The organism is Corynebacterium cystitidis, from assembly GCF_900187295.1.
Lineage (GTDB): Bacteria > Actinomycetota > Actinomycetes > Mycobacteriales > Mycobacteriaceae > Corynebacterium > Corynebacterium cystitidis.
The window spans coordinates 2,119,968-2,132,530 of record NZ_LT906473.1 but is presented as its reverse complement, the minus strand read 5'-3'; the positions used below and the strand labels follow the sequence as shown (position 1 = coordinate 2,132,530).

The window sequence follows — 12,563 nt, the reverse complement described above, 5'->3', positions numbered from 1 at the left end:
GCGTCGCATGCCTGAACGAAGCAATTAACCTGCTGATTTGCCAAGATGTGGTGGCGGTGTTGTAAGGTAATTCACGCACTTATAAAAGCGCTTGCCAGGTTGTCCGAGCGGCCAAAGGAAGCGGACTGTAAATCCGCCGGCTTACGCCTTCAGAAGTTCGAATCTTCTACCTGGCACCACTAGCACCCACCGCGATTTGATCGGGGTGGGTGCTTTACTTTGCGTTGTGTGTGCTGGTTAGTTGTGTGTGCTTTTTGTAGCGCGGGCGCATCTCAAGGCGGGGAATTAATAAATGTGCGGGATATGCTGGCGATTTGTGTTCTATGTAATGATCGGGTTAATCTTTCAAAGGCTTCAACAGAGCGGGCGACGCAAAAGTGAAAGCGGTTGCTGAGTCCACAACTTAGAGGCTGTGCCCCCTTAGCTCAGTCGGTAGAGCGTTTCCATGGTAAGGAAAAGGTCAGCAGTTCGATTCTGCTAGGGGGCTCTGTTGCTTGTATGGAGCGCTGTTTCGCAGCGCATCTGCAGGTTGCACGGCGGTGTAGCTCAGCTGGTGAGAGCGCGCGACTCATAATCGCGAGGTCGAGAGTTCGAGTCTCTCCACCGCTACAACCCTCCGAAGTCGGCGTGCTTGCACGCCGTGGTAGGGTGGGCGTACTATCTTAAAAGGTAGTGCCCAAGGGGCGTAGTTCAATTGGTAGAGCAACGGTCTCCAAAACCGTAGGTTGCAGGTTCGAGTCCTGTCGCCCCTGCCATAGTTTTAAACCATGAGGAGTGCTGTGAGCGAAGACCAGCAAAAGCGTGACGGTGCTGCAACGCCAACCGGCAAGCGTCAGCTGAGTGGCGCCAGCACTACTTCTTCCGCTTCTTATGAAGCGAAGAAGGTTGCGCGCCAGGACCCGGAGCAAGACGAGAAGCCCGGTGGTGGCCTCGCAGCCTTTCCGGGCGAAGTTGTCCAGGAAGTGCGCAAGGTGGTGTGGCCTACCAGCCGCCAGATGCTTAACTACACGCTGATCGTGTTTGCTTTCCTGATCATCCTTACCACCCTGGTCTGGGGTGTGGATACGCTAACAACCATGGGTGTTGAAGCTGTTCTATCGCCGTAGCAGCACTTTTTAAACTCCCGCTGACCTGTATAAGGCAGCGGGTTTTGTTTTCTCCGTGTGTTATTAGCTTTTGCAAGTTGAAAAGACGTGCTTTTCTCGGTTATAGTGGCCACATTGAATCATTGACTTGATCCCGTCACCCCAGTATTAAACGCTGGGTAGGCGGGATAATTTATTGGCAGCACCAGTCTGGAGAACACATGAGTGAGAACACTGAAGACATCAACGCGGGCAACACTGTCTTAAGCCAGGAAGAAGTCGACATTATCGAGGGAAAGGAAATGATCGACGAAGGAGCACCAGTCTCGCCTGAAACTGAGCCTGTAGCCGAAACCGCAGAACGGATGCAGGCAGCGCATGAGCGTGCTGAAGAAGCCGAAGGCGATGCTGGTGAAACGGGTGTCGACGAAGAGACTCGCCCTGTAGACGACGCGATCGTTGAAGCACACGAACGTGCTGTCGAAGAGACCCAGGCAGAAGTCGAGGCCGAGGATGCGGTCAATACCGCCTCGGAGCAAACTCCGGAACAGGCTGCGGCTGCGGCGTTGGGCGACACCGACGCCGTTAATGCTGTCGATGAGGAAGCTGAATACAAGAAGCGCCTGCGCGAGTACACCCGCGAGCTGAAGAAGCTGCCGGGCCAGTGGTACATCATTCAGTCCTACTCGGGCTATGAAAACAAGGTGAAGACCAACCTGGACATGCGTGCCCAGACTCTTGAGGTGGAAGACTCCATCTATGACGTGGTTGTGCCGATCGAGCAGGCCGTGGAGCTCAAGGATGGCAAGCGTAAGCTGGTTAAGCGCAAGCTTTTGCCAGGCTACGTGTTGGTGCGTATGGACATGAATGATGCCGCGTGGTCTGTGGTGCGCGAGACCCCTGGTGTGACGTCGTTTGTGGGCAATGAGGGCAATGCGACCCCGGTGAAGCACCGCGATGTGGCGAAGTTCCTCATGCCAAAGGCAGCTCCTGTCGAGGGTGAAGAGGCAGCTGCGAAGTCTGCAGCTAATGCGGAGGGCGAGACCGTTATCGCGATGCCGGAGGAAGAGCTCAAACCAAAGATCTCGCACGACTTTGAGGTTGGCGAAGCTGTTACCATTTTGTCTGGTGCTTTGGCCAGCGTTTCCGCGACGATCAACGCGATCGACGAGGAGACCGGCAAGATCCAGGCACTCGTGTCCATCTTCGGCCGCGAGACTCCAGTGGAGCTCACCGCTGATCAGGTCGAGCGCATCAATTAGTGGTGGCGGGGTTTGCCCCGCTGCGTCGTTAAGCGTTTTGCTTTACGACGAAGCACCTGCGTACACTGTTTCTTCGTGCGTCCTGTTGGATGCACGTCAACCATAATCATCTCCCCGGTGGCTGGCACCAAGGCCGGCATCCGGCAGGGTGGCTGTTTTTCATCGAGACTGTCACCCCTGAACCACGGAATTGAGGTAATTCGATGGCTAAGAAGAAGGTATCTGGCCTGATCAAGCTTCAGATCGAAGCAGGCCAGGCAAACCCGGCTCCTCCAGTCGGTCCTGCACTGGGTGCACACGGCGTGAACATCATGGAGTTCTGCAAGGCGTACAACGCTGCAACCGAATCCATGCGTGGCGATGTGGTTCCAGTGGAGATCACCGTCTACGAAGACCGTTCTTTTGACTTCATCCTGAAGTCTCCTCCAGCTGCAAAGCTGCTGCTTAAGGCTGCTGGCATTAAGTCTGGCTCTGGCGTCCCACACACTGACAAGGTTGGTTCTGTGACCTGGGATCAGTGCAAGGAGATCGCAGAAAAGAAGAAGAATGACTTGAACGCTCGTGACATTGAGGCAGGTGCTGCGATCATCGCTGGTACCGCTCGCTCGATGGGCATCGACGTCAAGAAGTAGCTTCTCGCAAGCTCGAAGCTGGTAAGAATTGAACAGCGTGGGAGGGCCGGCCTGGCCCGAACCACACTCCTAGAACACGTACATCACGTAAGGATTAAACATGGCACGTAAGAAGTCTAAGCGTTACGAAGAGACCGCCAAGCTTGTCGACCGCACCAAGGAATACCACCCTCTGGACGCAGTCGCCCTGGCAAAGGAGACCTCCTCGAAGAACTATGACGCATCCATCGATGTGGCAATGCGTCTGTCCGTCGACCCACGTAAGGCTGACCAGCTGGTTCGTGGCACCGTCAACCTGCCACATGGCACCGGTAAGACTGTGCGCGTAGCGGTCTTCGCAGAGGGTGAGAACGCAACGAAGGCGCAGGAAGCTGGCGCAGACATCGTTGGTAGTGATGAGCTGATCGAGCAGATCAATGCTGGAACCATTGATTTCGATGTGGCTATCGCTACCCCTGACCAGATGGCGAAGGTGGGCCGCGTTGCACGTGTGCTGGGCCCTCGTGGTCTGATGCCTAACCCGAAGACCGGCACTGTCACCCCTGATGTTGCTAAGGCTATCGAGGATGTGAAGGGCGGTAAGATTTCCTTCCGCGTTGACAAGGCTTCGAACCTGCATGCCATGATTGGTAAGGCATCGTTTACTCCAGAGCAGTTGGCCGAGAACTACGGCGCACTTCTCGACGAGGTGCTGCGCCTGAAGCCATCGTCTGCAAAAGGTGTCTACTTGAAGAAGATCGTCGTGTCTGCGACCACTGGTCCTGGTGTTCCTGTGGATACTCGCGTGACCAAGAACTACTCGGAGAAGCCAGCTTAATCAGCTGCCAGGAAGTTCGCTTTAAAGTTTTCGCCCCGCTCAGCCCGTTAATCTACGGGCAGAGCGGGGCGTTGTGCTGCCACCGTCAGATGCTTAGTTTTATTTAGAACTCAGCGTGATGGTAGAGCTGGAGCTTTCCGATGAGCGCCACCGTCCGGAGGAGAGCCAACCCTCTGAGGTCGGATTGGGCTCCAACCTTAAGTCCAAGAGCGCCATGATCCTGTCCTTGATCTGTGCGAAGATTTTGTACCCGTAGCTTGTGGTCGAGTGCGGTGTGAAGGAAAAGTCGTGTAATGTCACCGTATCTCCGGTAGCGGTTTCCGCACCACCTTGGGCTGAATTTGTCCACAGGTTGATATGGAGCTGTTCGGTCCTTGATTTAGGAAGCCCCCTAGTGGTGATGTCATTAGACATTACTTTTCCAGTGGAGTCCTGCGTGATTACCTGGAGCGAGGAGGGCTGCCAGATTGCTGTTGTTGTTAAACGTTGGGTGCCTTCAGGAACGTTGAAGTGCTCGAGGTGTGTCGGGGTCCCGGTGGTATCGGAGTACACAGTCGCCCCGGCACGCACCGGTGTGTCGGTTGGTTCTCCCCAGCGGGAAATTTCGATGAAGTCGTTTTCAGTGAATCCGGCTTTTGTTTCATGCCCAGGCAGAACTGCATCCGCCCAGTCGTACGTAAAGATTCCCAATACCGTGTTGGGGTGGTAGTTGGCAAAGTCAGCAGAGTATTCGAAGGTATAGGTCCCGTACCCCATGGATTGTTCGCTGATGATTTCCACGCCACCGTCAATCCCCTGATTTGATAGCACAAGGTCACCATTTTTGCTTATGTGCGTCCCGTCAACCCATTCGCCCCGGCCAGTGTGTGGGTGCGGGGCTTGCGGGCCATCTACCTCGATGAAGGTATCGTCGGTTCCTCGTACCGCCCATTTCTCGCCTGCCCATTCCAGGGTATCCAGGTTGTAGGTTGAGCTGAATCGGCCTTCGTGGAGATAGTGTGGTGCTTCCCCGTGCTCACCAGCTGCGACTGGGGTAACCAGAAATGTAGTAGCAAGGGCTATGGTCAAACCCTTTGCGGAAAGCTTAAAATTCTTCACTGTATTCTTTCTTCGTATTCTTTCTTCGAAGTTATGTGAACTTACCGGAGGTTGGGAGCTTAGCGTTGCCCGGAACATAGTTTGCCTCCTGGATAACTGGCAAATTCTGTATCCCCGCGCTTGTGTACCGAGGATTTTCTCACCCCCCAAACCCTGTGTCGTAATTGTACTTCACCGTTTGGTTGGCTGCATCGTTATCTGGTGTGCGTGGGATTAAGGTGCATTGGCGCCTCGTCTGGCGAATTGTAAGGGCGCCCGAATTGCGTACTATTGAAATTTATGGAATTACGGAATATCAACAAGATCGCATTGGCATCAGCCTTGATCGCAGTAACGGTAGGGGTAGGGCTTGCCCGCCTGCCGGCTTTTCGCTTATCGACGAACCCAACCGGCGACGCGAGAATCTCGGAGGCGCTGCGCGCAGGCGCACGTACCGGACACCACCATCTGGCAGCTTTCGTCTTGGTCGACGGGGATGTGTGCTTTGGTGGGCTGGGTGCCGATGAGACCAGCGAGTTTGAGATCGGCTCGATTACTAAGGTGTTCAATGGTGAGTTGCTGGACCAAGCCGTAGAACGAGATGAGCTCACCTATAACACCACTGTTGCAGAGATTTTGGGTGAGCGCGCAGAAGGATCAATGCTCGCAGATGTCACACTGCTGGAGCTGGCTACCCACACTTCCGGTTTGCCACGATTGGGTAAACAAAAGCCGCGTAATATTCTCGCCGCTCTTATTGGGCGAAACCCGGATGTTGGTCAGACAAGGGACTTCGTCATCGATAGCGCCTTGTCTGCAAGGCTGAAAGATCGCGGTAAAGAGAACTATTCCAATTTGGGGCATGCGTTTTTAGGTCAGTTACTGGCCGAGTCCGCCGGAGTGAGCTACGCCGAGCTGATCCAGCGCGACATTTTCACACCACTGGGAATGACTGATTCTTATGTGGCGTTACCTGGCACCGTCGGACCCGATGCGCCGCGCGGGGTAGGGGGCTTCGGATTGCCGGTTCAACCATGGGAAAGCGATGGGCCCGCGCCCGCAGGGGCGATCCGTTCCACGCCGCGTGACATGGCTAAATTTGCCCAGGCGATCGTCGACAAGCAAACACCAAACCCGGTGTGGGCGCACGATGACGATTACTTTTGGCATAACGGCGCAACCTTTGGGTTTGCTGATGAACTGCGGATCTACCCCGAGCGCCGTGCCGCGATCTATGCCGCAGGGGATACCTGTACTGAAATAAACACGGTGATTGAGGCGCTGCAGCAATCGGTATGGCATGAATGATCATTCCCGCAGAGACTGTGTGGGCGTAGTGCCGCTGCCGGGGCATAATAGGAACTAATGGATACCGATAATTCACGTGATGCACTGTCTCTTGAGAAGCGCATAAGCGCCCTTGAAAAGCGCGTTAACGCACTCGAGGGGCATGGCGGGGTGCGTGGTGAAGGCTTCGATGGACTGCAAACCTGCGGCGATACCGGCGGAGCTGCTACGGGATTGGTCCGCTTTGGCGGTGAAGTCCAAGTTGGGGGCCGTGAGCTGACCTACGAGTGGATTCGGGCTGCAGACTATCTCAGCGGCCCGGCGTGGGATAGCTCCTTGCAGCGTGTTGCAGCGCTGGCTAGCCCGATCCGGGCGCAGGTCTTGCGTCGTTTATTAGAGCGGCCCGCTACGGTCGCCGAGCTTGTCGACGAAGGCCTCTTCACCTCCACCGGTAAGGCATACCACCACCTCAACGAGCTATTACACGCCGGATGGTTGGTGAAGGGCGGCTGTGGCCAGCATAGTATTCCTCCGGCTCGGGTGATTCCGCTGCTTTCGATTGTGGCTGCTGGGGAAGATCATTAATCGGCTATGCTCCCTATCATGAGCGAGGGGAGTTGGGCAGGATTCATAGCCGCTGCTACCGGAGTGCTGCTGTGCACGCTGGCGCTCACCGGTGCGGCCACTGATTATGTGCGCCCTTTTTTCGTCCCTCTCATTCTGGTTGCGGGTGTTGTACTGCTGATTGTGGGAATTTGGACGATCGCCACGGTGCCGGGTTCGGGTCGCCCACGAAACAGCGCGTGGGCCGTGGTCGTGGTCGTGGCGCTGGCGCTTCTTGCAGCACCCGGTTCCTTGGGCAGTTACTTTGTGGACACTGGGCGTGTGGCAACAACAGCTACGGCAGGACGAATTGAACGCCCTGAGGGGGACGTGCGCCTCGACGATCTTGTCGCTGCCCACAGCGCCGGAATTGCCGAAGGCGCCCACATCACTGTCGAAGGGTTTGCCGGGCGCGGCGCACAAGGCACCCCCAGTGAAGGCCGCTGGTTTCTGGCCCGCTACGTGATCACGTGTTGTGTTGCCGATGCCACCGGGGTGCGCATCACTTTGCTCGGGCCACAGCCGGAGCAGGGCCAGTGGTATCGCGCCTCCGGCCGGGTCACCACCGACGACCATGGCGAGGCAGCGCTTGATGTGGTTGAGCTGGAGCGTATCGACGAGCCCGAGGTGGCCTACTTATGAGCCACCATTCGCTGAGCAACCATGGCCCATCCCTGGCGCTGATCGGCGTGTTCGCAGTAGCTCTTGCGGTCAACGCCTTCGGTGCTCCCTTTGCGCCTGAAGGAGCGGCACAAGCCTGGGTATCACTGGTAATTGGTGTGACCGTCCAGGCCCTGCCTTTCTTGGTGCTGGGCGTGGCGCTATCGACGGTGGTGACAGTGTTCATCCCGCCGGCAGCACTGTTGCGGGTGGTGCCTCGTCGGCAAGCGCTGGCGATTCCAGCGGTGGCGTTGAGTGGTATGGCGTTGCCCGCGTGCGAATGTGCGAGCGTGCCCGTGGCCAACTCACTAATCCGCAAAGGCGTGCCTGACAAGGCGGCACTCGCGTTTATGCTGGCCAGTCCCGCGATCAACCCAGTCGTGCTGGTCAGCACGGCAATCGCGTTTGCGGGCCAGTGGCAGATGGTGTGGGCCCGGTTTGCTACCAGCCTGCTTGCCGCGTGCGTGGTGGGTTGGGTGTGGCGGGGTGGGCGTCGGCAAGCACACGCGCATGAGCACAGCCTCAGCGCAGGCGGGCGTGTCGACGCACTGCGCGCCACATTCCTGCATGATTTCATCAACTCGGCCGGCTTCCTCGCCATCGGGGCTGCGATCACCGCTACCATCAAGGTGTTCGTTCCGGCGCACTGGCTGCGCGCCGTGGCAGACAATTTTTGGTTGGCTGTGCTGCTCATGATTGTGCTGGCGATCGTGCTGGCGTTGTGTTCGGAGGCGGACGCGTTCGTCGCCGCCAGTTTTACCTTCGTGCCTCCGGTAGCCCAGCTGGTGTTTCTGGTGGTGGGGCCGGTGGTGGATACCAAGCTGATCGCCATGCAGTACGGCGCGTGGGGTGGGCGTTTCGTGGCGCGCTTCGTGCCACTGGTGCTGGTGGTGGCGGTGGCAGCGGCATTGCTGGTGGGGTGGGTTGTGCTCTAGCCGCCAGATGAAGATACTCCCACACTATTTTCACAGCTGTTTTCTTTGGTGCTGGAATAATAGCCGTTAGGACATACCAAAGGAAGGGGCATGATGGCCCAGACAGCCCAGCAACCCCGCGCCGTCATTGTCGGTTCCGGCCCGAACGGATTGACTGCTGCTGCGCGCCTAGCCACTGAAGGCTGGGACGTTCACGTCTACGAATACTCTGAACGCTTAGGCGGGGCCGCTGCCTCCTCACGCGATATTTTTGACGGCGCCATCGTGGACTTGGGCGCTGCCGGCCACCCATTCGGTGTGGCAAGCCCCGCATTCCGTGCCCTCAACCTGGAAGCACACGGGCTGCGCTGGGCTTATGCCGATTATGAGATGGCCCACCCGCTCGAAGATCAAGAGGCTGCGTTCTTATCGCGCTGCCTCGACACGACGGCTGCGGGCTTGGGCCCTGATGGCCGCGCGTGGAAAGCTTTGCACGGCAACGCGGTATCGCATATCGACGATCACCTCGCCAACTTCTTAGGCCCGATCATCCGGTGGCCGAAGCACCCGGTGCGCATGGTGCAGTTCGGGGTTCCGGCGCTGGTGTCTGCCAGCGTGTTGGGCAAAGCTCTGTTTCAGTCGGAGCGGGCCCGCGCCTTGCTGGCTGGCAGTGCTGTCCACGCCATTGCCTCACCCGCGAACCTGATGACCGGGGCTTTCGGCCTCTTGTTTGGTGCGCTTGGCATGTCACGCGGTTGGCCTGTGGCCGAAGGCGGCACCCAGTCAATCGTGGACGCGCTGGTGAAGATACTTATTGACCATGGTGCTACTTTCCATACCGGCTACGAAGTCACCGACTTGCGGGAGCTTCCCCGAGCTGATGCCACCGTGCTCAACCTCACCCCGGCACAAATCCTCAGGCTGAAAGGAGTGCAACTACCGCGGTTAAAGAAGCGTCAACTGAAAACGTGGAAGTACGGTACCGCCACATGGAAAGTGGACTACCTGTTGCGCCAACCCGTGTCATGGTCCGATCCCCGCGTAGGCCAGGCAGGCACCGTGCACTTGGGCGGAACCGTGGCAGAGATTGCGCGCGCCGAAGACGAGGCGGCAGCCGGACGCATGCCCGAGCGCCCCTTTGTGATGGCCTGCCAACAGTTCGCCGCCGACCCCTCCCGCGGCCTGACCTTATGGAGTTACGCCCACGTCCCACACGGCTACCAGGAGAAACACCCCGGCGAGGTGCGTGAACTGATCACAGCACAGATCGAACGCTTCGCCCCGGGTTTCCGTGAGGTGATCGTCGATACGCACGAAACAAACCCTGCGGAACTTCAAGCCTGGAACCCGAACTTGATCGGCGGAGACATCGCCGGTGGGTCGATGGGGGGCCTGCAAACACTCATGCGCCCGGGCATTTCACCCCGCCCGCACCGCCTTGCACCTGGGTTATACCTGGCCAGTAGTTCCACCCCGCCGGGGGCTGGTGTACACGGCATGCCCGGATGGTGGGCCGCGCACGAAGCAATAACTGACCACGCACGCCACTAATCACCCCGACGAAAGGACCACTCATGGCCAAGTCTGCTCGGGCTCAGTCCGCCACGATCACCACCGGCGACTGGGGCGCTCTGGGTGCCTACGCCGGCATCGCCGCGGTGCTTGCCAGCCCGCTGCGCCACTACACCGGCCCCATCGAAGAAGTAAACAAGAAGAAAAACGACAAGGACTCTTTCCCCCCTGTCCACCTACCCGATGTTCTCCGCGTATCGCCGTGGGCGGATCACCGTGCCACACGTGGTTGGGCTGACCGAATCCGGTGAGCGGATCAACGTGCACTACACCCACTTCGGCCTGGGAGGGCTGAACCACACCCGCCGCCAGCTGTCCAAGGCGATCCGGAAGAAAAACGCCGTTGAGGTTGCCCAAACCTATGCGGACTCCCTGGCGCGGCGCCCCCGAAAAAAGGAGCGCGACGTGGTCGAGGTGATCGTCGTGCGCTCCCGCTTCCTTTTCGACGACCAACCATGCGCAACATCCACCGCCAACCGGCTAACCGTTTCCACCCGGTGGGTGTGTGCCGAGTGCTGGACAAACCACTAGACCCGAAAGTGGCTGACGCTGTGTTCGACACCGCCCAGGTAGTCAACGCTTTGGCAGTGGTGGGATTGGCGCACCGTGTGACCGGACCAGCGAACGCGCTGCTGCAGCTGTGGACCATTACCTACCGCAACTCGTTTGGCATGATCCTGCACAACGACAACATGCTGGTGCTGCAGCAAATGGCGGTTGGTTTAGGCCCGTCGGCAGATGCGTTGTCTGTCGATGCCCTGATCCGAGAGGGAAGGCTCATGCCTGACAAGTATTCACGCTCCTACGGTGGGGTGAACACCCTCGCCAACATTGCCGCCACTGCGGTGTACTTTATCTCCGGTGTTGCCAAAGTGCGCAGCGACTATGGCTGGGGTTGGGCCAGTGGTGTGGCACTTCGCGAACAGACCGCCGCTGACGCAGTGCGCAAGGAAGTCTTCGGCTCCAAAGCCCCTGAGAACGCTAAGAGACTGTACAACGCCAAGGGGCCGTTCGGTGTGCTCGCGGCGGGTGCCCTGGCTGTTGAGCTGCTAGCCCCGCTGGCCTTGTTCAACCGCACTGTGGGCAAACTATTTTCTCTGGCGGCATGCGCCATGCACTGGGGTATCTGGCTTGTGATGGGCATCAAGTTCAAATACAACATGTCAGGCGTGAGCTACCTGGGCTACTTCCCAGTAGGCCCGCAGCTGCCGGGATAACCCAGTTGGAGGGTTCCCGCCAGCGGGTGCCTTAATGTCGTATTCGGTCGTCAGATTCGTCTCTTTTTTGAGAAAACGTGGGATTTGTCGGCCGAAAGTTACAGTGAGGCAGGCGGCCAGCGAGTAGGCAGGCCGCCGAGCGGAGCCGACGGGACTGCGCGAGACGATCGTGCTAGCCGGGACCGAGGGATTCCTTACCTAACTTACCTAACTTACCTAACTTAGCCATGCTAGTTTGGGCGCATGAACAGAAACGAACCGCTTCCTCAGGCTGATAGGCAAACCACCTCAGCCACCGGGCATTGGGTGCTAGCTCGTGCAGGTAAACGCGTACTTCGACCAGGGGGCCTAGCCCTTACTCAAAGACTGTTGAGGCAAGCACATCTTGCGGACAAGGAGGTTGTCGAATTTGCTCCTGGGTTAGGGCGTACTGCACAAATCATCATTGATTCAGGTGTCGCTTCCTATGTGGGCATTGATCAAGATCCTGCGGCGGTTGCCCGAGTGGACTCAATCGTTTCACCTTTCGGCGGACGAGTTGTTCAGAATGATGTTCAACATACCGGCCTAGATGCAGAAAGCGCCGATGTCGTCATCGGTGAAGCCATGCTCACAATGCAAGGGGCCAAGACGAAAAACGACATAGTCCATGAAGCATTTCGACTTTTACGACCGGGAGGGTGCTATGCCATCCACGAGCTAGCCCTCACCCCGAACGAGATCGCTACCGATGTGGCAGAAGAACTGCGGAAACAGTTAGCCCGCACAATACGTGTCAACGCCCGGCCGCTCACACCTGCAGAATGGGATAACCTTCTCACCCAGTGCGGTTTTAGCGTTGAATGGAGCAGTACCGCGCCCATGGCGCTGCTCTCGTTGAAACGAAATCTTGCCGACGAAGGAATCAGCGGTGTTGCGAGAATTTTGTGGAATGTAGCAAGAGATAAAGATCTCAGGCAGCGTGTTCTACAAATGCGTTCGACGTTTACCGCGCACAAAAACAACCTGGCGGGGATCGCAATTATTGCACGAAAGCCCGCTTCCTAACACATTTCGAACAGGAGCATTACTCTCATGCCTACCGATAACACAGTCGCCACCCAGCAACTAAGCTTCATAGAGAACCTTGCCAGCGAGATTGACTATGCACAGAAGTCGACGGTTTCGAAAACCGTTACCAAGGCAGAGGGTGTCAACGTCGTACTGTTTTCTTTCGACACTGGTGAAGAACTCTCGGAACATACTGCCGCTATGCCTGTCATTGTCCAAGTGCTTGAGGGTGAGTTAGAAATCACTGCTGAGAACCGCACCGTCACGCTCAGGCCCGGTGGGTTTGTGCATTTCACTACCCGCCTGCCCCACGCGGTGAAAGCCCTTAAGCCAGCGAAAATGGTCCTCTACATGCTCGATCGTCCCCAGTCAGGCGCCGCATAGGGC

15 protein-coding genes and 4 tRNA genes are annotated in these 12,563 nt (G+C 57.6%); 18 read left to right on the top strand and 1 reads right to left on the bottom strand.

The annotated features are described in order from the left end of the window. Nucleotides 1–93 precede the first annotated feature (93 nt). The 8 genes from CKV99_RS10110 (at nt 94) to rplA (ending at nt 3,796) form a co-directional block, all read left to right on the top strand. A tRNA-Tyr gene (locus CKV99_RS10110) sits at nt 94–179 on the top strand. Nucleotides 180–414: 235 nt separating this feature from the next. Further along, nucleotides 415–487, top strand: a tRNA-Thr gene (locus CKV99_RS10105). 48 nt (nt 488–535) lie between these two features. After that, nucleotides 536–609: transfer RNA gene (locus tag CKV99_RS10100), tRNA-Met, on the top strand. A gap of 70 nt (nt 610–679) precedes the next feature. Beyond that, a tRNA-Trp gene (locus tag CKV99_RS10095) sits at nt 680–755 on the top strand. A 24-nt stretch (nt 756–779) separates the two neighbouring features. Then, nucleotides 780–1,106: a preprotein translocase subunit SecE gene (gene secE / locus CKV99_RS10090; protein ID WP_092256572.1), complete on the top strand. Its 327-nt coding sequence runs from the start codon at nt 780–782 to the stop codon at nt 1,104–1,106. Between the two features lie 200 nt (nt 1,107–1,306). Beyond that, the gene (nusG, locus tag CKV99_RS10085; protein WP_092256569.1) at nt 1,307–2,347 is read left to right on the top strand and encodes a transcription termination/antitermination protein NusG; all 1,041 of its coding nucleotides are present in this window, start codon (nt 1,307–1,309) and stop codon (nt 2,345–2,347) included. Nucleotides 2,348–2,550: 203 nt separating this feature from the next. After that, the gene (rplK, locus tag CKV99_RS10080; protein ID WP_092256566.1) at nt 2,551–2,979 is read left to right on the top strand and encodes a 50S ribosomal protein L11; all 429 of its coding nucleotides are present in this window, start codon (nt 2,551–2,553) and stop codon (nt 2,977–2,979) included. A gap of 100 nt (nt 2,980–3,079) precedes the next feature. After that, nucleotides 3,080–3,796, top strand: coding sequence for a 50S ribosomal protein L1 (gene rplA / locus CKV99_RS10075; protein ID WP_092256563.1), 717 nt, complete (start codon nt 3,080–3,082; stop codon nt 3,794–3,796). 99 nt (nt 3,797–3,895) lie between these two features. Here rplA and CKV99_RS10070 read toward each other — a convergent pair whose 3' ends face one another. Beyond that, complete coding sequence (locus CKV99_RS10070; protein ID WP_092256561.1) at nt 3,896–4,894, bottom strand: hypothetical protein; 999 nt, start codon at nt 4,892–4,894, stop codon at nt 3,896–3,898. Nucleotides 4,895–5,173: 279 nt separating this feature from the next. Here CKV99_RS10070 and CKV99_RS10065 point away from each other — a divergent pair, with 279 nt between their 5' ends. The 10 genes from CKV99_RS10065 (at nt 5,174) to CKV99_RS10025 (ending at nt 12,560) form a co-directional block, all read left to right on the top strand. Continuing rightward, complete coding sequence (locus tag CKV99_RS10065; protein ID WP_092256557.1) at nt 5,174–6,181, top strand: serine hydrolase domain-containing protein; 1,008 nt, start codon at nt 5,174–5,176, stop codon at nt 6,179–6,181. A 57-nt stretch (nt 6,182–6,238) separates the two neighbouring features. Next, a complete protein-coding gene (locus CKV99_RS10060; RefSeq protein WP_092256554.1) occupies nt 6,239–6,745 on the top strand; it encodes an ArsR/SmtB family transcription factor in 507 nt (168 codons plus the stop codon). A gap of 18 nt (nt 6,746–6,763) precedes the next feature. Then, nucleotides 6,764–7,405 (top strand): TIGR03943 family putative permease subunit, encoded by a 642-nt coding sequence (locus CKV99_RS10055; protein ID WP_143063399.1) that lies wholly within the window; start codon nt 6,764–6,766, stop codon nt 7,403–7,405. Beyond that, nucleotides 7,402–8,358 carry a permease gene (locus tag CKV99_RS10050; protein WP_092256548.1) on the top strand — a complete coding sequence of 319 codons (957 nt, stop codon included), beginning with the start codon at nt 7,402–7,404 and terminating at the stop codon, nt 8,356–8,358. Before CKV99_RS10055 ends, CKV99_RS10050 begins: the two co-directional genes overlap by 4 nt. 90 nt (nt 8,359–8,448) lie before the next feature. Next, entirely contained in the window at nt 8,449–9,888 is a 1,440-nt protein-coding gene (locus tag CKV99_RS10045; protein ID WP_231910010.1) for a phytoene desaturase family protein, read from the top strand. Nucleotides 9,889–9,911: 23 nt separating this feature from the next. Then, a complete protein-coding gene (locus CKV99_RS10040) occupies nt 9,912–10,160 on the top strand; it encodes a hypothetical protein (RefSeq protein WP_092256546.1) in 249 nt (82 codons plus the stop codon). Beyond that, entirely contained in the window at nt 10,135–10,440 is a 306-nt protein-coding gene (locus CKV99_RS14310) for a hypothetical protein (RefSeq protein ID WP_143063398.1), read from the top strand. The genes CKV99_RS10040 and CKV99_RS14310 overlap by 26 nt, the downstream gene beginning before the upstream one ends. Next, entirely contained in the window at nt 10,422–11,126 is a 705-nt protein-coding gene (locus CKV99_RS10035; RefSeq protein WP_177178088.1) for a hypothetical protein, read from the top strand. The genes CKV99_RS14310 and CKV99_RS10035 overlap by 19 nt, the downstream gene beginning before the upstream one ends. Nucleotides 11,127–11,369: 243 nt before the next feature. Then, nucleotides 11,370–12,173 (top strand): class I SAM-dependent methyltransferase, encoded by an 804-nt coding sequence (locus tag CKV99_RS10030; RefSeq protein ID WP_092256543.1) that lies wholly within the window; start codon nt 11,370–11,372, stop codon nt 12,171–12,173. A 27-nt stretch (nt 12,174–12,200) separates the two neighbouring features. After that, nucleotides 12,201–12,560: a cupin domain-containing protein gene (locus CKV99_RS10025; protein WP_092256541.1), complete on the top strand. Its 360-nt coding sequence runs from the start codon at nt 12,201–12,203 to the stop codon at nt 12,558–12,560. The last annotated feature ends 3 nt before the right edge of the window (nt 12,561–12,563 follow it).